15 protein-coding genes are annotated in these 22,984 nt (G+C 40.3%); 9 read left to right on the forward strand and 6 right to left on the reverse strand.

Annotation, left to right across the window (positions count from 1 at the left end; translation table 11 throughout):
• Window positions 1-95 precede the first annotated feature (95 nt).
• The 8 genes from J1N10_RS02150 (at window position 96) to J1N10_RS02185 (ending at window position 17,515) form a co-directional block, all read left to right on the forward strand.
• Window positions 96-1,064, forward strand: a complete 969-nt coding sequence (locus tag J1N10_RS02150; protein ID WP_262325030.1) for a FecR family protein — start codon at window positions 96-98, stop codon at window positions 1,062-1,064.
• Window positions 1,065-1,224: 160 nt separating this feature from the next.
• Window positions 1,225-4,407, forward strand: a complete 3,183-nt coding sequence (locus tag J1N10_RS02155; protein ID WP_262325031.1) for a TonB-dependent receptor — start codon at window positions 1,225-1,227, stop codon at window positions 4,405-4,407.
• A gap of 11 nt (window positions 4,408-4,418) precedes the next feature.
• The gene (locus tag J1N10_RS02160) at window positions 4,419-5,918 is read left to right on the forward strand and encodes a RagB/SusD family nutrient uptake outer membrane protein (RefSeq protein ID WP_262325032.1); all 1,500 of its coding nucleotides are present in this window, start codon (window positions 4,419-4,421) and stop codon (window positions 5,916-5,918) included.
• A gap of 114 nt (window positions 5,919-6,032) precedes the next feature.
• Window positions 6,033-8,357 (forward strand): GH92 family glycosyl hydrolase, encoded by a 2,325-nt coding sequence (locus tag J1N10_RS02165; RefSeq protein ID WP_262325033.1) that lies wholly within the window; start codon window positions 6,033-6,035, stop codon window positions 8,355-8,357.
• A gap of 61 nt (window positions 8,358-8,418) precedes the next feature.
• On the forward strand, window positions 8,419-10,746 hold the full coding sequence (locus J1N10_RS02170; RefSeq protein WP_262325034.1) for a GH92 family glycosyl hydrolase: 2,328 nt from the start codon (window positions 8,419-8,421) through the stop codon (window positions 10,744-10,746).
• 84 nt (window positions 10,747-10,830) lie between these two features.
• Window positions 10,831-12,279 carry a basic secretory protein-like protein gene (locus J1N10_RS02175; protein ID WP_262325035.1) on the forward strand — a complete coding sequence of 483 codons (1,449 nt, stop codon included), beginning with the start codon at window positions 10,831-10,833 and terminating at the stop codon, window positions 12,277-12,279.
• A gap of 23 nt (window positions 12,280-12,302) precedes the next feature.
• Window positions 12,303-14,333 carry a basic secretory protein-like protein gene (locus tag J1N10_RS02180; RefSeq protein ID WP_262325036.1) on the forward strand — a complete coding sequence of 677 codons (2,031 nt, stop codon included), beginning with the start codon at window positions 12,303-12,305 and terminating at the stop codon, window positions 14,331-14,333.
• 263 nt (window positions 14,334-14,596) lie between these two features.
• The gene (locus J1N10_RS02185) at window positions 14,597-17,515 is read left to right on the forward strand and encodes a GH92 family glycosyl hydrolase (RefSeq protein WP_262325037.1); all 2,919 of its coding nucleotides are present in this window, start codon (window positions 14,597-14,599) and stop codon (window positions 17,513-17,515) included.
• A gap of 75 nt (window positions 17,516-17,590) precedes the next feature.
• On the opposite strand, the gene J1N10_RS02190 is transcribed toward J1N10_RS02185, so the two are convergent.
• Together J1N10_RS02190 and J1N10_RS02195 are read right to left on the reverse strand one after the other, a co-directional pair.
• Window positions 17,591-17,785 (reverse strand): type II toxin-antitoxin system antitoxin, encoded by a 195-nt coding sequence (locus J1N10_RS02190; protein WP_262325038.1) that lies wholly within the window; start codon window positions 17,783-17,785, stop codon window positions 17,591-17,593.
• Window positions 17,786-17,789: 4 nt separating this feature from the next.
• Window positions 17,790-18,644 (reverse strand): SPFH domain-containing protein, encoded by an 855-nt coding sequence (locus tag J1N10_RS02195; RefSeq protein ID WP_262325039.1) that lies wholly within the window; start codon window positions 18,642-18,644, stop codon window positions 17,790-17,792.
• A gap of 120 nt (window positions 18,645-18,764) precedes the next feature.
• Here J1N10_RS02195 and J1N10_RS02200 point away from each other — a divergent pair, with 120 nt between their 5' ends.
• Window positions 18,765-19,436: a hypothetical protein gene (locus J1N10_RS02200; protein ID WP_262325040.1), complete on the forward strand. Its 672-nt coding sequence runs from the start codon at window positions 18,765-18,767 to the stop codon at window positions 19,434-19,436.
• On the opposite strand, the gene J1N10_RS02205 is transcribed toward J1N10_RS02200, so the two are convergent.
• The 4 genes from J1N10_RS02205 to J1N10_RS02220 form a co-directional block, all read right to left on the reverse strand.
• A complete protein-coding gene (locus J1N10_RS02205) occupies window positions 19,433-20,239 on the reverse strand; it encodes a metal ABC transporter permease (RefSeq protein ID WP_262325041.1) in 807 nt (268 codons plus the stop codon). The two genes, J1N10_RS02200 and J1N10_RS02205, sit on opposite strands and share 4 nt — an antisense overlap.
• Complete coding sequence (locus tag J1N10_RS02210) at window positions 20,232-20,972, reverse strand: metal ABC transporter ATP-binding protein (RefSeq protein WP_262325042.1); 741 nt, start codon at window positions 20,970-20,972, stop codon at window positions 20,232-20,234. Before J1N10_RS02210 ends, J1N10_RS02205 begins: the two co-directional genes overlap by 8 nt.
• A 4-nt stretch (window positions 20,973-20,976) precedes the next feature.
• Complete coding sequence (locus tag J1N10_RS02215; RefSeq protein ID WP_262325043.1) at window positions 20,977-21,846, reverse strand: metal ABC transporter solute-binding protein, Zn/Mn family; 870 nt, start codon at window positions 21,844-21,846, stop codon at window positions 20,977-20,979.
• Between the two features lie 114 nt (window positions 21,847-21,960).
• Window positions 21,961-22,809, reverse strand: a complete 849-nt coding sequence (locus tag J1N10_RS02220; RefSeq protein WP_262325044.1) for a LytR/AlgR family response regulator transcription factor — start codon at window positions 22,807-22,809, stop codon at window positions 21,961-21,963.
• Between the last annotated feature and the right edge of the window lie 175 nt (window positions 22,810-22,984).

Consider the following 22,984-nt stretch of genomic DNA (forward strand, 5'->3'; position numbering starts at 1 on the left):
TTAATCAACGAATAAATTTTTTCCTTAAAAAAAATCATAAATCTTACTGGGGATTTTCTCCTTCTTTGCGTCATATGTATGAAAGCAGATAATACATGGATGTAATCGAAGAAAAATATAAATTTTTAGCTCGTCAATTGAGCGGTGAAAAAGCGGATGTGGAATCTACTTCCAAAAACGCTTCGAGAGAGGAAGTCAATAGTCAAACAACGGGCTATTTAACGACTTTCTGGGAACACTATCATCCTAAAGAAAAGCAAGAACATAAGCATCGTGTTGTTAGTCGAACCATGCAGAAAATCAGTCAGATGCCGGCTAAGAACAAGTCTATGAATATTTGGTATGCCGCAGTTGCGGTGCTGGTTATCAGCTTAGGCCTGTCGTTATTTTACAACATTAGTCAGTTGGGAGCATCATCTGAAATGGTACAATATGCCACAGCATTGGGTGAGGTAAAAGATATTGTATTGCCCGATGGTACGACAGTGAAACTAAATTCTGGCTCTACGTTAGTTATTCAGGAAGGATTTGATGGCGATAAGCGCCAGGTCGTTTTATTAGGTGAGGCCTATTTTGATGTGACAAGAGATGAAAAGAAACCTTTTGAAATTTCAACTTCACATCTGACATTGAGTGTTTTGGGTACGGAGTTTAACCTTAAAGCCTACCCTGAGGATGCCGAAATAAAAACGATTCTGGATGAAGGAAAAGTGCGGCTCGACGGAGATTTTAATCAATTGCAACCTGTTTTTTTAAATCCGGGCCAAGAGGCTATTTTAAACAAGAACAGTGGTCATATGGATGTTCATAGTTTAAGAGAAGGCCAAACCGGTAAATGGAAACATGGACAAATAACTTTGTATAATAATACCTTATCTGAAGTAGCTGTTATGCTCGAACGTAAGTTTGGTGTCAAGGTGGTTATAATGAATGATGAGGTGAAGAATTATCGTTTTTCGGGTGATTTTAGTGATGCACAACTATTTGAATTGCTTGGCTATTTGTCGGCAGCCCGACCTTTTACATTTGAAGCAACAGCAGAATATATAGTAATAACAAAATAAATCAGCTTATTGATAAAAGAAAAAGGAGATGCGCCAACATCTCCTCAAAAATTAGATTTCAATTTTTTGTTTAACAAGTAAACGATTCAAATTTATGAAAAAAAAACCGTTCCGGGAAGGATTGTGTTTAGGCAATTCCTACGGTAAATTTTGGAAAGTCATGAGATTGACCTTAGTATTGATGATTTTTTTCGGCCTTCAGGTTTCGGCTATTACCGAAGCTCAATCAGTGAAGGTGAATGTTGACCTTAAGCAAGCTAGTCTGAAGGAAGCATTGGAAGTGATTAAGGAACAAAGTGACCTTAACTTTATTTATAACAACGACTTGGTGAACGATAACAGCCAGGTGTCCATTCAGGCGACCAATAAAGAAGTGTCTGAAGTATTGCAGATTGTTTTAAACCAAACGGGTTTGGATTACCGCGTGGTGGACAATAATGTGATAATCTATCCGGTAAATAAAAGCGCTGGTCAGGCAGACAATCGATTAGACGAACAGGCGCAGCAACAAATTCTTGTAGAAGGTTTGGTAACCGATGATAAGGGCGAACCTTTACCAGGTGTTAATGTGTTTGAACAAGCTAATTCTACAAACGGCGTTATCACTGGCATCGATGGAAATTACAAGATTGAAGTCAGCTCCGAAGATGCTGTGCTTAGCTTCTCTTTTATTGGATTCCAATCTCAGGATATTAATGTAGCTGGCCGTTCAACCATTAATATTACCATGGTTGAAGAGTCAATTGGCTTAAAAGAAGTGGTAGCCGTTGGTTATGGTATTCAGAAGAAGACCGAAGTAACCAGTTCAATTGCCAAGGTAACAGCCGATAACTTCAATAAAGGTTTTGCAACCAATGCATTGCAGTCAATCGAAGGTAAAGTGGCAGGTTTGCAAATTGTGCGTACTGCCGGTACCGATCCTAATGCCAGTCCTCGCGTACGTCTGCGTGGTACTTCATCACTTAATGCTTCCAGCGATCCTTTAATTATCATCGATGGTATTACTGGTGGTGATATTAGCTCGGTCGCACCCGAAGATATTGAAAGCATGGATGTGCTTCGCGATGGTTCTGCGGCTGCCATTTATGGAACACGCGGTACAAATGGTGTCATCATCATCACCACTAAAAAGGGTTCAACAGGCGATTTAAAAGTGGAGTACTCAGGTTATGTGTCTACGGAAGATGCCGTTGCTTTACCTGATGTGTTATCGGCTGATGAATACCGAGCTTATGGTGATGCGACAGGTATTAACTATGTTGATGGTGGCGCTAACACCAACTGGTCAGAGGAAATTATCCGTAAGAATATATCACACGTTCATAATGTTTCTTTTTCAGGTGGTAACCAAAAGTTGAGTTATCGTGCCTCGGTAAACTACCGCAACCTGGAAGGGATTGTAAAAAACACAGGTCAGGAGTACTTAAACGGGCGTATTAATTTAACTCATAAAGGCTATAACGACCGCTTGAAAGTTCAGTTAAACATGTCGTCAACCATTATGAATAAAGATTATACCTCTTATTCAGCATTTGATATGGCAGCTATTCTGAATCCAACTCAACCTGTCAAAAATGAAGATGGTACCTATTGGCAGCCAGGAGGATACGGTGAGTTCAATCCGGTTGCAAAACTAGATCAGGAGCGTCGAGGCGGAAAAGAAAAGAACAGCCAGATGAGTTTAAGAGCTGATTTCGAAGTGTTTGACAACTTCACCTTGAGTGGCTTTGGCGCCTTAGATGTGCGTGATTTATTGGAGCATGAATATGATGAGATAAATTCTCAGAGTTCTAGCTTTGGCGGCTACCTTGGTCGTGCCAAGCAAAAAACATGGCACCGTTACAAGAAAATGTTTGAAGGAACAGCTAACTATAAAAAAGTATTTAACAATCATGTGTTCACCTTGTTAGGTGGTTATAGTTACGAAGATCGGTCATATGAAGAATTCTGGGCTGAGAACAAAGATTTTATCAGTAATGCACAGGAATACCATGATTTAGGCGCTGGTGGTGGTTTAGCCGAAGGCAAAGCAGGCATGGATAGCTACAAGCAAACTGAAAAGCTAATTGCTTTCTTCGGCCGTTTTACGTATTCATACGAAAGCAAATACTTATTTTCAGCTACTGTGCGTCGCGAAGGTTCATCTAAATTTGGAGAAAACAATAAGTGGGCTACTTTCCCGGCTGTTTCTGCAGGATGGAGAATTGTTGAAGAGGACTTCTTAAGTGATACAGATTGGTTAAATGAGTTGAAGCTACGTGTTGGTTATGGTGTTACAGGAAACATTGTGAGCAATCCTTACCAGTCTATTCCACGTATGGGAGCTGGAGGAATGTATATCTTGAATGGTCAATATTTGAATTCCTATGGTTCAACAAGTAATCCTAATCCATACTTAAAGTGGGAGACCAAAAAGGAAACTAATATTGGTATTGACTTTGGCTTCTTTAATAATCGCCTGAGTGGGTCGGTTGATGCTTATCAGCGAAAAACGAATGATTTATTGTGGGAGCTTGTTGCTCAAGTGCCTCCAATGATTCATGACAAGGTGCTTTCAAATATTGGAGAGATTACCAACCAGGGTGTTGAATTAGCCTTAAACACCAAGATTATTGATAATGGCGTTTGGAATGTTGGATTAGATGCCACTTTCTCATATAACGAAAATGAGTTAGTGAGTCTTTCGGATGCTACTTTCCAATTTCAAGCGGTGAATTACGAAGATTTACCGGCACCAGGTCAGTTAGGTACCATCTTCCGTTACGAAGAAGGACACCCAATTGGTTCATTCTATGGTTATAAATACAAAGGATTGACTGAAGATGGTCAGTGGATTTTCGAAGATTTTGATGGTGAAGAAGGCATTACCGATGCCGACCGCACTTTCTTAGGAAACGGTAACCCGAAATATAACCTGTCGTTTAGTCCTTATGTGAATGTGAAAGGCTTCGATTTCTCGATGAACTTCCGAGGAGCATTTGGTTTTGATATTCTGAATGTGAACAAGATGTATTACGGTAATCCTTTATGGTATCCGGGTAATATGTTGGTATCGGCAAGTAGTTCACCGGTTAATGCCGATCCGCAGTATTCAGATTATTACCTTGAAAAAGGAGATTACTTAAAATTAGATAACATCACAGTAGGCTACACATTACCTAAAAAGTGGTTATTCGGGTTGGATTACACGCGTGTATACTTCTCAGCGCTTAACGTGGCTACATTCACAAACTATTCCGGATTGGATCCTGAACTGGAATTGGGAGCCTTGGCAGGTGTTGACCAGCGTGGTTTCTATCCTCGAACAACAACATATACTGTTGGTCTTAATGTTAAATTCTAAAAGTTAATACAATGATAAAGAATAAAATATATAACTCTTTTGCTGTGTTGTTGTTGCTTGTTGGTATAGCAAGTTGTACCAATTTAGAAGAGGAAGTTTTTTCAGATACAACAACAAAAACGTTTTATAGCTCGGCCGAAGAGGTAACCGCTAATTATCTGAAGCCATATACTCGTTTGTATGTTACATCATCATTAGCGCACTGGATTTGTGGTGAGCTAAGCTCCGACTGTGCTGCCTGGCCTCAGAAAGGTAAGCATGGATACGACGGTGGTAAGTGGCAGCAATTGCACTATCACACCTGGACACCTGAACATCATGAGATTAAAGGGGCATGGAATAATACGTATCAGGCCATTGGTTACTGTAACGAGTTCTTAAACAACATCGAAGATGTTGATGTGTCGAACATGAACCTGCCAGTGCCTATTGAACAGATGAAAGCTGAAATGCGCGCTTTACGTGCCTTCCATTATTACTTATTGGTGGATAACTTCCGCAATGTACCGGTTGTAACGAAGGTGGGAGAACCTCGTTCGCCAGCACCATTGACTGCAACAGAAGTCATCCAGTTTATCGAAGATGAAATAACTGCGGTTATCAATGATTTACCTGTCAGAGGCGATGCTTCTGCTTATGGGCATTTTAATCAGGCGGCTGCGCACATGTTATTGGCCAAAGTATATCTTAATAGCGAAGTATATACAGGAACAGCCCGTTGGCAAGACTGTATCAACGAAGTTGATAAAATTAAAGGCCATTCAATGGTAGCCGACTGGAAAGAGCCTTTTAAAGCCAGAAATGAGAACTGTGACGAAAATATTTTTGTGGTTCCTTTTGAAGAAAACAAGATTGGTGGTTTTTATCATCATGCTTTCATGATGCATTATAGTCATCAGCAAGGTTTTAATCTACAGTATAAGCCATGGAATGGTATCGTTGTTCAGCCTGATCACTACCGCTCGTTTGACGCGGCCGATACGCGCTTGGAGCAATTCCTGGTTGGGCCGCAGTTTGACCAGGAAGGCAACCCATTGTTAGGTCAGGAAGAAGCTAAAGATGAGCCTTTAGTGCTGACTGTTGATATTACAAGCATGACCAATTCGCGTGAGGATGAAGGTGCGAGAAGTGTTAAGTACGAAGTGGTCATTGGTGAGGCTTTTGGTTTAAATAATGATTACGTCATCTTCCGCTATACCGATGCTTTGATGATGAAAGCTGAAGCCTTTGTGAGACTTGGAAAAACAGCAGATGCTTTGCCAATCGTAAACAAAGTGCGTGAACGTGCCTTTGGTAATGCCGATCATAACTATACCGAATCAACATTAACATTGGATGAATTCCTGGCTGAAAGAGGACGTGAATTTTCTTTTGAAGGACACCGTCGTCAGGACTTGGTTCGCTTTGGCAAATTTGGCGAAGCGTGGTGGGATAAAGAGCCAACAAGTGGCAAAGAGGTATTCCCATATCCATTAACGGCTACTGATAATAACCCTAACTTATCCAATTAACAGTTTTTCCAGAATTGTTTTAATGAACATCCGGCTGCACCAGTGTGTTAGCACCTATTTTCTGATTTGTATGGTGTAGCCGGATTTCTTCACAATTCATAGTATTGTTTCTTTATGCGACAAAACAAGTTATATATCATTGCAGTAATGGTCTTTTCGTTGGTGGCTTGCTCCACTGCTACAAAGCAAAATGAGCATACATCATCAAAGGACTATACGCAATATGTCAAGCCTTTAGTTGGAACATTGGGCGAAGGCAATACTTATCCCGGACCTCAAGTGCCGTTTGGGATGGTTCAGCTTAGTCCCGACACCGAGAAATGGTTGTGGGGGGCAGCTTCGGGCTACGAGTATTCCGATAGCACCATCTATGGCTTCTCGATGACGCACCTTCATGGGACTGGTATTCCTGATATGGGTGATATTCTGTTTATGCCCACTGTTGGAACCACGCATATTCGTTCGGGTAAGAAGGATTTTACTGAACCTGGTTATCTGTCAAAGTTCTCACACGATGAGGAGCGAGCCGAAGTGGGCTATTACTCTGTGGTGTTAGATGATTATCAGGTGCAAGCTGAATTGACCTCTACGAATCGTGCAGGTATGATGCGCTATACTTTTCCGGCTTCGGACAGTGCGCATGTGGTGTTGGATTTGAGTCATGTGCTGCGTTTCGATGTGGTATGGTCCAATGTGCGTGTGTTAAACGAAAATACCATTGTTGGGATGCACCAGGTAAAAGGTTGGGCCAAAGAACGCTATGTGTATTTTGCGGCGGAGTTTTCACGACCATTTGATGGAACGCGCATTTTCTCTAATGGCAAAGAGGTGAAGTACGATTCGTATAAAACGTATCGTTTTCGAAGCAGCAAAGAAGCAGCCGGGCCAGATATTCAATTTGTTGCTGATTACAAAACTGCTGATAAAGAGCAGATATCAGTTAAAGTAGGTATTTCGCCTATCAGCACCGATAATGCTATGACTAATTTGCAGACGGAGATGCCGGATTGGGGCTTCGAGAAGTATGTTATGGAGAGTAAAAACCTCTGGAATACTGAATTGGCCAAATTTGATGTGGAAGGTGCGCAGCAGCAGAAAGAGACTTTCTACACAGCTGCTTACCACGCATTTATGTCACCAACTACGTATTTTGATACAGACAGAAGCTATCGCGGGCTCGACCAAAACATTCACGAGTGCAAGGATTTTGATAATTACACTGTATTTTCACTCTGGGATACCTATCGTGCCACGCATCCCTTGTTTTGTCTAACACAGGCTCATAGAAATGCAAACATGATAAACTCAATGTTGGCACATTATCAGCAAAGTCCTGACAAGTTATTGCCTATTTGGTCGTTTTGGAATAATGAAACCTGGTGTATGATTGGCTATCATGCCGTGCCGGTTATTGTCGATGCTTATTTCAAAGGTGTAGAGGGAGTAGACTGGGTGCTGGCTTACGAAGCCTGTGTCAATTCAGCGACACATCCTGAGTACGATGCAACGGCAGAATATGAGCAATTGGGCTATGTGCCTTACGATTTGGAGAACGAATCAGTTTCCAAAACATTGGAGTACGCTTACGATGATTATTGCATCGCCCGTTTTGCTAAGGCTCTGGGTAAAGAGGTGGACTACAATCGCTTTACCAAACGAGCTTTGGCCTATAAGAATCTATTCGATAAGGAAATTGGCTGGATGCGACCTAAAGATAGCAAAGGGCAATGGAAGGCTGATTTCGATACCCATCATTTTGAACATTTAGGTGCTTTCACCGAAGGCACCACCTGGCAATATACCTGGACCGTTCCGCACGATGTAAAAGGCTTACGCGACTTGTACGGCACCAAAGAAGCAATGGCAACTAAATTGGATTCGGTTTTTGCCTATAGCAGTGGAAAAGATTACAAAGGGGTGGACGATATTCACGGGCGTATTGGTGAGTATTGGCACGGTAATGAGCCAAGTCATCATGTGACGCACTTGTATGCCTGGGTTGGACAGCCATGGAAAACACAGCAGTTAACGCGTCATATTATTGAAACCCAATATGGCAATGAGCCGGGGTCGTTGTGTGGTAACGACGATTGCGGACAGATGAGTGCCTGGTACATATTCAACGCTATGGGTTTCTATCCGGTTTGTCCGGGTAGCGACGAGTATATTATCACGTCACCCGCTGTTCCATCGGTTAAAATGACCATGAGCAACGGCAAGGAGTTGAATATATTGACTAAGAATTTTTCTGATGAAAATATTTATATTCAATCAGTTAAAATTAATGGTGTAAATTGGGAGAAGAGTTGGTTCTCGTACGATGATATTAAAAATGGAGCGAACATAGAATTTGTGTTGGGAAGTGAGCCGAATAAAAATTGGGCTTCTTCTGAGGAAAGCTATCCTCCATCCATGTCAGATACTCCGGTTCTAAGATAGATATTTCATCGGCAGGATGGATGTCCTGCTGGTGAATCTCTTAGTTTTTAAATTAATGATTATGAAGAAAATATTAGTAATTGGTCTCTTATTAATGCAAGTGATAATGTTGAAAGCACAGCAGGAAGATGTAACGCAATACGTCGACCCTTTTATCGGAACACAGGAAATGGGACACGTTTTTCCTGGTGCCTGTGCACCTTTTGGAATTGTGCAGCTAAGTCCTGAAACCGATAGTGTGCAGTTTTTTAACGAAGGCAAGTATAATAAAGAAGTATATCGCTACTGCGCAGGTTATCAGTATACCGATCAATCAATAGTGGGTTTTGCCCACACACATTTTAGTGGTACCGGGCATTCTGATTTAGGCGACTTTTTGGTGATGCCAACGGTTGGTAAAGTGCAACACAATCCTGGTACAATAGATAATACGTCAAGAGGTTATCGTTCCATGTTTCGTAAAAAAACAGAGAAAGCCGAGCCGGGTTATTACGCAGTGGAGCTGGATGATTACAATATAAAAGCTGAGTTAACGGCAACGCAGCGCGTTGGTTTTCATCAGTACACCTTTCCAAAGTCGGATGAGTCTCACATCATCCTGGATTTAACACACGGTATTTACAACTACGATGGAAAAGTGTTGTGGTCGACGATACGTGTGGAAAATGATACGTTGGTCACCGGTTACCGTATTACCCGAGGCTGGGCACGTACCAATTATCAGTATTTTGCCATGAGCTTTTCAAAGCCATTTAAAACCTATGGTTGTAGCAACGATGAGAAAGTAAAGTATAACGGTTTCTGGCGTAAATTTGATCAGACGGATAACTTCCCGGAGATGGCGGGTAAAGCCTTAACGGCTAATTTCGATTTTGATACCGAAGAAGGTGAGCAAATAAAAGTGAAGTTTGCCCTGTCGGCAGTGAGTACCGAAGGTGCTTTGAAAAATATGCTTGCCGAAGTGCCGCATTTTGATTTTGATCGTACACGTAATGACGTCAAAGCATTGTGGCAAAAGGAGTTGAGCCGGATTAAAATTGATGCGCCGGACGAAAAGAAAACCGCTTTCTATACTTCAATGTATCATTCGTTTATTCATCCGAGCGAATATATGGATGTAGATGGTCAATACCGTGGCTTGGATCATAACATTCATCAGGCAGAAGGTTTCACCAACTACACGATTTTCTCATTGTGGGATACTTATCGGGCACAGCACCCTTTGTTAACTTTGATTCAACCCAAACGTTCGTCTGATATGGTGAACTCAATGTTGGCGCATTACGAGCAAAGTGTGCATAAGATTTTACCGATATGGAGCCATTATGGAAACGAGAACTGGTGTATGATTGGTTACCATGCGGTGCCTGTTATTGCCGATGCTTATGTAAATGGTATTAAAGGCTTTGATGCAGATAAAGCATTAGAAGCGTGTATCTCAAGCGCCAACTACGATCGTTACGAAGGCATTGGCGAATACAAACAATATGGTTATGTGCCCTACGAAACCAGCCATTATGGGGCATCCATCACTTTAGAATATGCTTACGACGATTATGCGATTGCTCAATTAGCTAAAGCCATGGGTAAAAATGATGTGGCAGAAGAGTATTTAAAGCGTTCGGAGTATTGGCGCAACTTATTTGACGGCCAGACTGGTTACGTTCGCCCAAAAGATAAGAATGGCGACTTCTTACCAAATTTTGACGCATTAGATACACATGGAGCTGGTTTTATTGAAGGTAACTCGTGGAACTACTCTTTGTATGTGCCTCAGAATGTGGGTGGATTAATCAACGAAATGGGTGGTAAAGAGCGTTTTGCTGAGCACCTTGATTCTTTATTCACGATGCATATTCCGGATGCATATTTTGAGCATACCGAAGACATTACCCGCGAAGGTATAATGGGAGGTTATGTGCATGGAAACGAACCTAGTCATCATGTTGCTTACATGTACAACTGGGCAGGTAAGCCCTGGAAAACGGCAGAGCGCATCCATGAAATCATGAACACCAAATACCTGAATAAACCAGATGGTTTGTGTGGTAACGATGATTGTGGTCAGATGTCGGCCTGGTATATTTTCTCATCCATGGGCTTTTATCCGGTTTGCCCGGGTTCGGGCGAATATGTCATTGGTTCACCATCGCTAAATGAAGCCGTTCTTAAGCTTGAAAATGGTAAGCAGTTTACGATTAAGGCTAAAAAAGCATCGAAGAAGAACATATACATCCAGTCGGTAACACTTAACGGTCAACCGTATGGTAAAAACTACATCAGGCATAGCGATATTGTTAATGGCGGTGAACTGATTTTTAAAATGGGCAGTCGTCCTAATAAAAAGTGGGGTGTTGGTGACGTATCTGAACCCTACTCTAACAATTAAAGCTAAGAGCAATTGTATTTTATTCGAGATGTAAATCAGCTTTGTGTCTTGATACTTACATCTTAAATCTAATTTATTAAGACAATGAAATTATTGAAATATACAGGCCATATATTGGTCTGTACAGCCCTGCTTATGTCTTGTTCGAGCAAACCACAGAAGGAGGTTAAGCTAACAAAGTATAAGTGTTCGATAGAATCCAATAGTGAAGATTCGCCGGTTGGGGAGGAAGCGACTAAGTTGGTGGATGGTGATATTTATTCGAAATTTTTAACGTTTAATCATTCCGTAACTATTACCATTCACCCCATCAAGCGTTCACAACTGACGGGCTACACCTTGGTTTCTGGCAACGATGAGCCAAAACGTGATCCGCAAAGCTGGAAGTTGGAAGGGAGTCAAGATGGTAATACATGGACCTTGTTAGATTCTCAAAATAACATCGTGTTTGAAGGAAGAAATCAAACACGTGAGTTCGATGTATTGACTGATGCCGAATTCGAAACGTATCGTTTGACTTTGTCGACAGAAGATCATGAGATTTTGCAATTGTCGGAGATTGAGTTGAAAGGCTACTGGGATGCTAAAGATGAGCGACCAATTGCACAATTTGAAGCTAATAAAGTGGCGTTTTTTGATGAAGGCCTTGTGCAATTTAAAAATTCATCTGAGCAGGGAGAAGATTATTTATGGCATTTCGAAGGTGGAACTCCATCGACCAGTACCGAGAAAAATCCAATCGTGGAATACACATCGTTTGGCAGGTATCCTGTTAAGCTGATTGCCAGCAACAATGGCTATTCAGATACCATCAGCATTGAAGATTATATCACAGTTAAACGCATTGGAGGTTGGGAATATTTTCAGTATCCACGCATCAACTTCGTTAATAAAACACTGGGCGGTAATGGTGATTTATATACTGAATTGGTGCCAAAGCCAATTGAACTAATCAATCAAGTGTGTCTTGATGTCTGTCGTATTTTATACCGCAGTGTTGATGAAGTGGATGTGTTAAGAATATTGGATTATTCAATTGAGGACATTGAAACCATTTCAGCCAAAGGCGGTAATGCACCTCATATTAATATCTTTTTTAGTTCCAGTTATTTACAACAAAAAAAAGGCATTTTAAGCGATGAAGAACTTGTAGCCGAAATTGTTGGTGTGCTGTACCACGAATTAGCACACGGCTATCAATATTCGCCCAAAGGAGCTGGTGGCTACCAAAAAGGAGCTGATTATTTCGGTGTCATTGAAGGGATAGCCGATTATGTGCGTTTAAATGCTGGTTATTCAAGTTACGATTACCGCAAACCAGGTGGTCATTGGAACGATGGCTATAAAACCACTGCTTTTTTTATCGACTGGTTGTGTACCAAAGATAAGGACTTTGCTTATCAACTCAATCTGAGCGCCAAAACCATCGTGCCCTGGTCGTGGGAAGCGGCTTGTCAGGATATTTTGTCGGCCTCGGTAGAGGATTTGTGGAACGAATATCAGACTTACCTAATAAATGAATCAACTAATTAATCAAATCGTAAATCACAAGTAAAATGAAAAAATCAATTATTTATTCGATAATAGCAGCCCTTGTGTTGCTGGTATCGTGTCAGGAAGAAGCAGAGTTCAACATTGACCATTTGCAAACACCACTTCAGGCAAAATTTTCGGCTGATAAAAGCCGTGTTTTAATAAGTGAACAAGTGCAGTTTACGAGTTCTTCTATTGGTGCAACAAAGTTAGAATGGAACTTTGAAGGTGGTGATCCATCAACCAGTTCTGATGAAAATCCGTTGGTAACATATTCTACGCCTGGAACATATAAAGTTTCGCTAACGGTAAAAGATGGTGCCAAGCAAAATGCTTTGGTACAGGAAGGTTTTATTACAGTATTTGGTGAAGAATGCTGGAAAGACATGGTGCTACCGGCTATTAACTTCAAAAATACAGCGGCTGACAAAAGTCTATACAGTCAAGTTGTTCCAGATCCTGAGAAATTAATACACACCGCATGTTTCGATGTAGCTCGCTGGTTATTTGTATGCCCTGATGAAATGGATGTACTCGAAATCATTGATTACACCGTTGAAGATAACGACGGAATTTCGGCAAAAGGTGGTCAGGCTCCTCATATCAATATCTTTTTTAGTGCGACCTATTTGCAAAGTTGCAAAGATAAAGGCATGACAAATGAGCAACTGCTGGATGAAGTGAAAGGTGTACTGTACCATGAGGTAACACACGGTTATCAGTTTTCGCCGCAAGGAGCCGGAAATTATCAGCAAGGGGACGATTTTTATGGTTTTATCGAAGGAATGGCTGATTATGTGCGCTACGTCAGCGGTTACTTAACAACTGGCGATCGTAACGCCGGCGGTCATTGGAACGATGGATATAAAACCTCTGGTTTCTTTATCGATTGGTTGCACTCTAAGAATCAAAATTTCTTAAATGAATTTAATCATACGGCTAAAACCATTAATCCATGGTCGTGGAATGCGGCAACAAAGCAAATCACAGGTCAATCGGTTCAGGCATTGTGGGATGAATACCAAAGTGATCTGGCCACTGGAGAAATCGAAGAGATTGATGAGTTATTACGCCGTATGCGTGCAGGCGAAGACGTTGATTTTGGTGAAGATGAAACGCCTGAATCATTGATTGATTTAACAAACCAAAAACCTACTGTTACGTATCAGGCCGAAGAGTTTGATTTCTTTGATTGGGGATTGCCAGAGGCTGCATATGACAATGATCCGGGTACATCATTTTTCAACATGAATAACACAACCTGGTATACCTTTGAAACTGCTAATAGCTATAAAGTGACTAAAGTTGCTATTACGGCAACAGCCAACCTATTAGGTATTGATTATGTTTTTACACCCGATGAATTTGTATTGTTAGGCTCAAACGATGGTGAGAACTGGACCGAGATTACGGCAGTAGAAAACACAGACATCGTTAATTTTGAAGAACGGAAAGAATTTGCTTTTGAAAATACAGCGTATTATAAGTTTCATAAAATAACCCTGGCGGCCGACATTGAAGAAGGAGATAATAAGCGGATTATGATTGGAGAATTGGAGTTGTTTGGTTCTGAAGGCGATGCCGAGGCTCCTGCGTCTAACTTGGTAGACATCACAAAAGATAGCCCAACGGTTACATTTAAAGAAGCTGGCGAAGAAGCTTATCCAGAATGGGGCTTGCCTCAGCATGCTTACGATGGTAACCAGGATACTCAGTTCTTTAATTGGATAAATGAAACCTGGTTGGCTTTTGAAACAACTAAGAAATACAATGTAACCAAGGTAGCCTTAAGTGCTTCTAACAATATTTTTGGTATCGAATATGTTTTCTCAGCTGATGAATTTACCTTATCAGGTTCTGATGATGGAACGACCTGGACCGAAATAACCAAAGTAGCCGATACCGGGATTACTGCGTTTGCTCAGAAAGAGGAATTTACCTTTGAAAATACAGCGTATTATAAGTTCCATAAAATTGAATTAAAGGCCGAAATAGAAGAGAAAGGCCGTATCGTTATTGGTGAGTTGGAACTGTGGGGTGAAGCGGCGGATTAAATAAAATGATTAACCGAGATTTGTCATTAGGAATTTTAAAAATTTCATAATGGCAACAGGCGAAAGCCGTATCGAGGGAATCCCGATATAGATAATCTTACATTTCAGCTTTGCTGGAATGTTTAGATATTCTTCATCGAATTGGCATTATGACGACGTCTAATGACAATTTGAGATTAGGTATTATAATGTAGGTGGATTATATGATCCCGGCTCGTATTGCATATCTTTGGTATCGAGCCGGGATTTTTAAATTATTTGTCATGAAAAGATTATGGCCTGTACTATTGCTCACTGTATTATTAAGTGCGTGCAATAACAAGAAAGATTTTACACAATATGTCGATCCGTTTATTGGCACCGGAGCACATGGACATACTTATCCGGGGGCACAAGTGCCTTTCGGCATGGTGCAATTAAGTCCCGATACACGTAATGATGAATCATGGGACGGCTGCGGAGGCTATCATTACTCCGATTCGTCTATCATTGGTTTTAGTCATACTCATTTATCAGGAACTGGCGTATCTGACTATGGAGATGTTTTGTTGATGCCAATCATGGGCGAATTGAAGTTGGAAACAGGCACTAGTGATGCGCCTCACACAGGTTATCGTTCAATATTCTCTCACGATTCAGAGGTGGCTAAACCTGGTTATTATTCTGTTTATCTGGACGATTATCAAGTGAAAGCCGAGTTAACAGCTGGTAAACGAGTTGGTTATCATCGTTACACCTTTGATGAAGGTGGTGTTGTGCAAATGATGCTCGATTTGATTCATCGTGATCCGGTAATAAATGCCGGCCTATCAGTTACGGGTGATAGAACCATTGTCGGCGAACGGCGCTCTAAATATTGGGCAGGCGATCAGCGTTTATATTTTGCCATTGAGTTTTCGAAACCTTTTTTGTCCGTTGATATCTATAATGAACAGAAACGAATCCAAGGTGAAAAATCAGTGGAAGGCAAAGCTTTGCAATCGGTTATTAATTTTCAGGTTCAAGCGGATGAAAAATTGGAAGTAAAAGTAGCCCTGTCGATGGTGAGCACCGAAGGAGCTGTTGCTAACCTACAACATGAAGCAACTGATATTAACTTTGATCAGGCATATGATTTAGCAAAAGCCGAGTGGCAAGAAAAATTGGGTAAGATTGAAGTTGAAGGTGGTACTTTGAAAGAGAAACGAAATTTTTACACCGCTCTTTATCATTCATTGTTAACACCTAATCTCTCGCAGGATGTGGATGGAAGCTACCGGGGTATGGATGGGAAAGTACACAAGGCTGAAGGCTTTACCAACTACACTGTTTTTTCGTTGTGGGATACCTTCCGAACATTACATCCGCTGTTAACAATTATTGAGCCCGAGTTGACGAATGATTTCGTGAAATGCCTCGTGCAGAAAAGTAAGGAATATGGTGAATTGCCTATGTGGGAATTAGCATCCAATGACACACGCTGTATGATTGGTTACCATGCCGTTTCATTGATTACTGATGCTTACGCTAAAGGAATCCGTGATTACGATTTGGAAGAAGTTTACGCCGAAATGCGCCGAACAGCCATGCTCGATAAGCGCGGAATGAAAGATTACCGAACTTTAGGATATGTCCCATCCAATAAAAGCAGCCAGGGCGTATCGAAAACATTGGAATATGCCTATAATGACTGGTGCGTTGCGCAGGTTGCCCAGGCCTTGGGAAAGAAGGCGGACTACCACTATTTTATGAATCGATCAAAGAATTACCGTAATATTTACGACCCATCAACTGGTTTTATGCGTGGTAAAATGGCCGATCATAGCTGGGTTAAAGAATTTGACCCAATGGCTGTTGGATATAATTATACCGAAGGTAACTCCTACCAATACAGCTTATTTGTGCCGCACGATGTGGTTGGTTTAACGGAGTTGTTAGGTGGACAAAAAGAGCTGGAAAAATGGCTCGATCGTCTGTTTGAAACCGATATGGCTTATGAGCTGGAAGAAGGAACCGATGTCACCGGATTAATTGGGCAGTATGCCCATGGTAACGAGCCGAGCCATCATATGGCGTATTTGTATAACCATGCTGCAGCACCGTGGAAAACACAGTTTATGGCGCGTCACATTATGGCAACTCAATATAATGATTCGCCGGCTGGACTTTGTGGTAACGAAGATTGCGGGCAAATGTCGGCCTGGTACGTAATGAGTGCCATGGGCTTGTATCCTGATAATCCTGGCTCGCCTTATTATTCTATCGGCTCGCCGATATTCGACAAAATTATCATTCATCTTGATAATGCTAAAACATTTGAAATAGCTGCGGATAACAATAAGCATGAGAACGTTTACATTCAAAATATACAGTTAAACGGAAGCGATTATCACAAAAGCTTTATCACACATCAGGATATGCTTAATGGAGGAGTGATAAAAATACAAATGAGTGATAAACCGAATAAAACATGGTTTCAGCAGCATCTGTCAAATGCAAAAACATACCAGGCTTCACCGCATTGTTACCTGACGAATTCATCTGATGTGTTTGTCGATAAATTTGTGGTCGACATGCGCTGCGATGATGAGGCACGTATTCATTATACACTTGATGGGAGTGAACCAAACAGAGAAAGTTCTGTGTTTAAGGCTCCATTTACTATTAAAGAAAGTACAGTGATTAAAATGCGTTCTTATAAAGAAGGCTGCGAAGAAGGTTATGTAGTAACACGACATATTACAAAAGAACAAGCACTCAACATCAGCCGTTCGAAGTTGAAGAGAGGCCTGCGTTTCAAATATTACGAAGGCATATATCGTTCAATTTATGATTATGCACAAGATATGCCTGCAAAAACCGGTGTTGTAATGGTGCCCACACTCGATATTTGTGACCGACAAGAGTGGATTGGAGTAGCATACGATGGTTTAATATATATTCCGCAATCAGGAACTTATACTTTCTACATTTCGGCCAATGATGGTTGTATGTTAAAGATTAATGGAGAAGAGCAGTTTGAAAGCGATGGACGTAAATCATTCCCATTTGCACAAAAATGCAGCATTGAGCTAAGTAAAGGTCATCATCACTTTGAAATCGGATTTTACCAATGTTCGGATGGTATTGAATTAAAAACCGAATGGGAAGGACCTGGTATTAAACGACAGACGGTGCCGGCAAGTATCTTTTTTCATCAATAAGCGTTAGGTAGTAACAGTGTTATTTCTAAATAACGAAAAAGCGTTTGAGCATATAGTTCAAACGCTTTTCTTTTTTTATTGTGATTCGGCTTTATCGCCCGATTCGTCTGTTTTTTTAATGGTTTTTAGTCGATGGGCATCTTTTAAGCATTTATGAATCATCCATTCAAGCTGACCATTGACGCTTCTGAATTCATCATCAGCCCACTTCTCAATCTGCCTAAACGTTTCGGGGTCAATTCTTAATACAAATGATTTCTTCTTGCTCATACAACTAGTTGTGTAAAGTGCCGGTGTTTATAACGGGTGTAGCTTCTTTATCGCCGCACAAAACTACCATTAAATTACTTACCATCGAAGCTTTTTGATGTTCATCAAATTGAATGATGTCATCTTCAGATAGTTGAGTTAATGCATCCTCAACCATGCCTACAGCTCCTTCAACAATTTTCTTACGGGCCGCCACAATTGCAACGGCTTGTTGACGCTTCAACATTGAACTGGCAATTTCTGGTGCATAAGCCAGGTAGCCAATTCGGGCTTCTGTTACTTCAATGCCTGCAATTGCGAGACGTTCGGTTATTTCAGCCTCCAGGGCTTCATTAACTTCATGCATGCCCGATCGCAGTGTTACTTCGGCCTGGGCATCGTCAAAGTTGTCATACGGATACGAGCCTGCTAATTTACGCACAGCGGCATCTGTTTGTACACGCACAAATTCTTCGTAATGGTCAACTTCAAATGCTGCTTTGTAGGTATTTTGTACCTTCCATACTAAAATTACATTAATCATTATAGGGTTACCAATCTTATCATTCACCTTAACACGGTCGCTGTCGAAGTTACGTGCACGAAGCGAGATAGCTTGTTTAGAGTAGAAAGGATTGGCCCAGAAAAAGCCATTTTCTTTAACGGTGCCTTTATAGGCGCCAAATAGCACCAGCACTTTCGAACCATTAGGATTAACAATGAAAAAGCCTGGGAGAATTGCCAAAATGAAAGGGATAGCTACAATTAAAATATATAGCTCCTGGATCGCAATTGTTGCAATTGTACTTGCAAGCAATACAAAGAATACTGTCAACATGAAGTATCCGTTACTTGGTTTAGTTATTAGTTCTTGTTTCATAGTGATATTAAAATAGTATCACAATGATAATAATTTATTTTCCGCTGATCAAGTATATCTATAGTTTTTTTGATTGCTTTTGTCCTTGATTATTGTACTTTTAGAAAACAAATATCGATTATGAGGTTATTTCTTATCGCACTGTTTCTACTATTGACAACAGCTACAAGCTTTGCCAAATGGGTGGATGGTTATATTACTTTAACGGATGGCACTAATGTTAATGGACGGATAAATGTACCGTATGTTAATATGGAGTCTAGAGCCATTCTGCTTTTAGGGACAGATTTATCTCATTTTTATTATTCAGTAAGGTTTGCCAATAAAGAATTGGGTAAGAAGTGTTATTATCCAGGCGATATAAAAGGGTTTGGATTTACTATTAAAGCTGCCGATTTTCATTTTGTTAGCCTTGACGTGCAATATAGGAGTATTGTAAAAAATGAGCGGGAAAGAGAGCAGTTTCTCCATGTGCTTTATAGCAATGAGGTTGTATTAATGACCAGATTAGTGCCTTTTTACTATGAAATACCCGGTATGGAAGGATGGGGAGGAGTTAATCATGTTAACAGCTACGATTATTACTTGTATAATAGTGAAATGGGTTTAACTCGCTTACAAGTAAACAAAGAATTTAAGTCGCTTAAAAATATATTGCAACTATATGGTGTTAGCGAAGTTTTTTTAGAACAACTTCCGGAGAATATTAAGCGTTTTGATGTTTATAATATTTTGCTTGAATACGATATGTGGAAGACTTCAAGGGGACAATCAACCATTCTTAATACCTAAAATAGCTTTTTAATACGCAGGAGCATATAAAGAATTGTCAATGTAAAAATGATGGTTGCCCCTGATGGAAGATCGAGGTAATATGCTACAAGTAATCCCGTAACACTGCCAATCACGCTTATAAGAACTGAAAAGTACATCATCTTTTTCAGATCTTTGGCAAATAGATTGGCTGCAGATGCGGGAATAGTGAATAATGACAGCACTAAAATAATACCCATCACTTTTATGGAAAGGACGATTGAGATGGCTACAATGATAGCACTCACGTACTTTATTGTCTGTACAGGCATCTTCGATACCGAAGCAAACTCACTATCGAAAGCAACGCTTAAAATAACCGGGTAAAATAGTTTAATAAGTAAAATGCAAATGAGGCCTATGGCGCTCAGCCACAATAAATCAGAAACTTTGACTGTAAGGATATCGCCAAACAAAAAGCCCATTAAATTAGGTGTGTAGCCTGGCGTTAAAAACACAAAAAGAATCCCGATGGCCATACCTAACGACCATAAAATGGCAATGGAGCTGTCTTCGCGGAGACCAACTTTATTGCTACTCCATTCAATGCCAATAGCTGATAAAATTGCAAAGACTGCCGCACCCGCAAAAGGTGGAAAGCCTAAAAAGTAAGCGATTCCCATGCCCCCAAAAGAAGCGTGTGTAATACCGCCACTGATAAAAACGGTTCGACGAGCTACAATGTAACTACCAACAATGCCAGCTATTATCGAGGTTAAAACGGCGGCAATAAGTGCATTTCTAAAAAAGCCAAAGGACAATAGTTCAAGTAGTTCATTCATTATCGTGATGCTTTAATACCCTATGTGGTACATGACCGTGACTGATGAGTTCAATAGGACAGTTGTATGATTGAAGAACTTCGTTGGTTATTTTATTCGAAGGGTGGTAATGTAAGCCGCCGTTAACACAAGCTATGGTTTTAACCATTGATGAGATGGTGCCTACATCGTGAGACACAAGAAGGATGGCCATGTCATCGTTCAGTTCACTCAAGAGCTTGTACAAGTTAGCTTCAAACGATTTGTCAACGTACGTGTTTGGCTCGTCGAGTATCAATAAATTAGGATTGCTGATTAATGCACGACACAAAAACACGCGTTGCATCTGCCCTCCCGATAATTCACCTATCGATTCGTTATGGCTATTTTCCAATCCGATAAACTCAAGCAGTTCACTTACCTTATGCTGTAGCTCTTTACCCGGTTTTTTCCACCATTGATTGGTGGCGTAATTGCCCGAAAGAATCACATCTTTAATGGTTATTGGAAATTGTTTGTCAATGGTATTTACTTGTGGCAGATAACCAACATTTAAGCTTTTGGCCTTTAAAAGCTCACCACTTATTGGTTTAATCAGGTTCAGAATAATCTTCAATAACGTTGTTTTACCACCTCCATTGGGTCCAATAATTCCTATAAAATCACTTGGATTTACCTCAAGGTTGACATGGCTTAAAACGACATTGTTGTCGTAAGCTGCTGAAATATTATTGAGTTGAATGAGGGGCTGCATCTTTTTATTGTTTTTCAAGATGACTGATAAAACGTTCCATCTCTTTCTGCCAATTAGCCGATAGTGGATTGACTTGCACAGTAGTAGCGCCAATTTCATTCGCAATCACATTGGCATTGGTCTGGTCAAATTCCTGCTGAATGTAAATGGTTTTAATTTGCTTCTGCCTGGCCAGGTTAATGGTTGACTTTAGTTTGGCTGGCGTTGGTGTTTTACCTTCAAATTCAATAGTGATTTGTTCAAAATCATAGGCTCTTGCCAAGTAAGTATAAGCAGGATGGAATATCATAAAGGTTAATCCAGGTTGCTTTGTCTGAAGCGTATTTAGCCGTTCATCCATGTCATCCAATTGCGTCATAAATTGCTCATAATTTGCAGCAATCATGCCTTTATACTGGGGAAACAGTTCTGTCAAATATATTTTAAGATTACGAGTAATTTGTTTTACCTCTTTGGGAGATGTCCAGGTGTGTGGATCGATACCTCCGGTGCAAACATGGTCATGATCGTGGTGATGGTGATGTTCACCCTGAATCATGCTAATCCCCTTTGATAAATCATACCACTTCATTTGTGTATTTGCGCCCTTAAGGCGTTCGTTCCAGGTGGCTTCGAAACCCAGATGTCCCATCTGAATATAGGCTACAGATTTCGATAGTTTCTTTATTTGCGCTGCTGTTGGCGCATAGCTGGCATGATCAGACCCCTGCGGAATCATCACATTAACTTCAATGGAATCGCCTATTAGTTGCTTGATAAAGTATTCCTGAGGAGCAATACTTACAGATACGATAGGTTTCGAAATATTACTTTTTTCAGTTCTGCATGAAGCAATCAGTGCAATAGTAATAAGTGCTAATAGTATATTTTTCATGTATTATCAAAATTAAAATAAAAACAGCTTCAATGCTGTTTTTAGAGTGGCAAAAATACATGTTCGGGCATTATAATGCAACATTGTTGCAGTAAAAATAAGACAAAAAAGTCTTTAATGTGTTTGTCCAAATAATTGGAATATGATTTCTGTATAGGTTTTTGAAACCGGAACTTCAATTGATGGTTGAGAGTTAAGTTTAATGCGCAGACCTTCTTTGGTTCGCTCAATTAGCTTTACTTTCTGAAAATTAACCATGTACGAGCGGTGGCAACGAACAACGTCGAGGGGCTTTAATGTCGATTCCAGCTGCTTGAGCGTATTACGCAAAAGAAATTTTTCATGTTTCTGATGATCGGAGTAATGGATAGTTACATAATTGTCAGCACCTTGTAGGTATAATAAGTCGTCTAGTTTAATCGAGAAACGCATGGTTCCTTTTTCATCTTTAAAAAAAACCATCCCTCCGGCTTCTGTTTTTTCAGCATTTCCCTCTGAGATAGCTTCCAGTTGTTCCTTGTTATCGATCCATGCAAAATATAACCAGGTAACTGTGTAAGGAATTAATAATACCAAGGCGGTGTTTTGTATCGAAATTTTAAATGCTTCATCAAAAGGTCGAGTGTCATGTAGTATTAATAATTCGTATAGCGTATAAAACAGCGACATACTAATTATTTCAATAGCAATCCAAACTAAATAGTTGCCGATAGTAATTTTTCTACCTCTTTTGGCAGAATGATACATGATAACCCGGCTGATAACAACAACCAGTACCCCGGTTAAAATAACCAGACTGGAGTAAAAAAATAATTCAGTTTTAGAAATAGAAAACCAGTTACTAACATTAAAAGGGTGATAGATATTAATAAATACCAATGCAAAGGCAGCCGTAAAAAGAATCAGGCTGACAATGTTTTTCTTTTTTAGCAGAAACGATGGCAATACTTTACTTAAATCCATAACTGTATAAAGATGCACTTAAAACTTCAAATATATTATAAAGATAGGGTTGTTTTTAAATGAAGACGTAAATATTGCCGATGAAAATTCACCCCGATATAATGACTTTCACCCCTAAATACAGGTTTTAAGCCCAATACAGAGGAGCAAATCACATAAAATTGCACAGTACTCA

Origin of the sequence: Carboxylicivirga litoralis (genome assembly GCF_025499605.1) — a bacterium.
Taxonomy (GTDB): domain Bacteria; phylum Bacteroidota; class Bacteroidia; order Bacteroidales; family Marinilabiliaceae; genus Carboxylicivirga; species Carboxylicivirga litoralis.

Excerpts from the sequence above, each read along its gene's own strand:
- J1N10_RS02220 (WP_262325044.1), bottom strand. The coding sequence starts at position 22,809 with ATGGATTTAAGTAAAGTATTGCCATCGTTTCTGCTAAAAAAGAAAAAC.
- J1N10_RS02170 (WP_262325034.1), top strand. The coding sequence starts at position 8,419 with ATGAAGAAAATATTAGTAATTGGTCTCTTATTAATGCAAGTGATAATG.
- J1N10_RS02150 (WP_262325030.1), top strand. The coding sequence starts at position 96 with ATGGATGTAATCGAAGAAAAATATAAATTTTTAGCTCGTCAATTGAGC.
- J1N10_RS02185 (WP_262325037.1), top strand. The coding sequence starts at position 14,597 with ATGAAAAGATTATGGCCTGTACTATTGCTCACTGTATTATTAAGTGCG.
- J1N10_RS02160 (WP_262325032.1), top strand. The coding sequence starts at position 4,419 with ATGATAAAGAATAAAATATATAACTCTTTTGCTGTGTTGTTGTTGCTT.
- J1N10_RS02205 (WP_262325041.1), bottom strand. The coding sequence starts at position 20,239 with ATGAATGAACTACTTGAACTATTGTCCTTTGGCTTTTTTAGAAATGCA.
- J1N10_RS02165 (WP_262325033.1), top strand. The coding sequence starts at position 6,033 with ATGCGACAAAACAAGTTATATATCATTGCAGTAATGGTCTTTTCGTTG.
- J1N10_RS02200 (WP_262325040.1), top strand. The coding sequence starts at position 18,765 with ATGAGGTTATTTCTTATCGCACTGTTTCTACTATTGACAACAGCTACA.
- J1N10_RS02175 (WP_262325035.1), top strand. The coding sequence starts at position 10,831 with ATGAAATTATTGAAATATACAGGCCATATATTGGTCTGTACAGCCCTG.
- J1N10_RS02190 (WP_262325038.1), bottom strand. The coding sequence starts at position 17,785 with ATGAGCAAGAAGAAATCATTTGTATTAAGAATTGACCCCGAAACGTTT.
- J1N10_RS02195 (WP_262325039.1), bottom strand. The coding sequence starts at position 18,644 with ATGAAACAAGAACTAATAACTAAACCAAGTAACGGATACTTCATGTTG.
- J1N10_RS02215 (WP_262325043.1), bottom strand. The coding sequence starts at position 21,846 with ATGAAAAATATACTATTAGCACTTATTACTATTGCACTGATTGCTTCA.
- J1N10_RS02210 (WP_262325042.1), bottom strand. The coding sequence starts at position 20,972 with ATGCAGCCCCTCATTCAACTCAATAATATTTCAGCAGCTTACGACAAC.
- J1N10_RS02180 (WP_262325036.1), top strand. The coding sequence starts at position 12,303 with ATGAAAAAATCAATTATTTATTCGATAATAGCAGCCCTTGTGTTGCTG.
- J1N10_RS02155 (WP_262325031.1), top strand. The coding sequence starts at position 1,225 with ATGAGATTGACCTTAGTATTGATGATTTTTTTCGGCCTTCAGGTTTCG.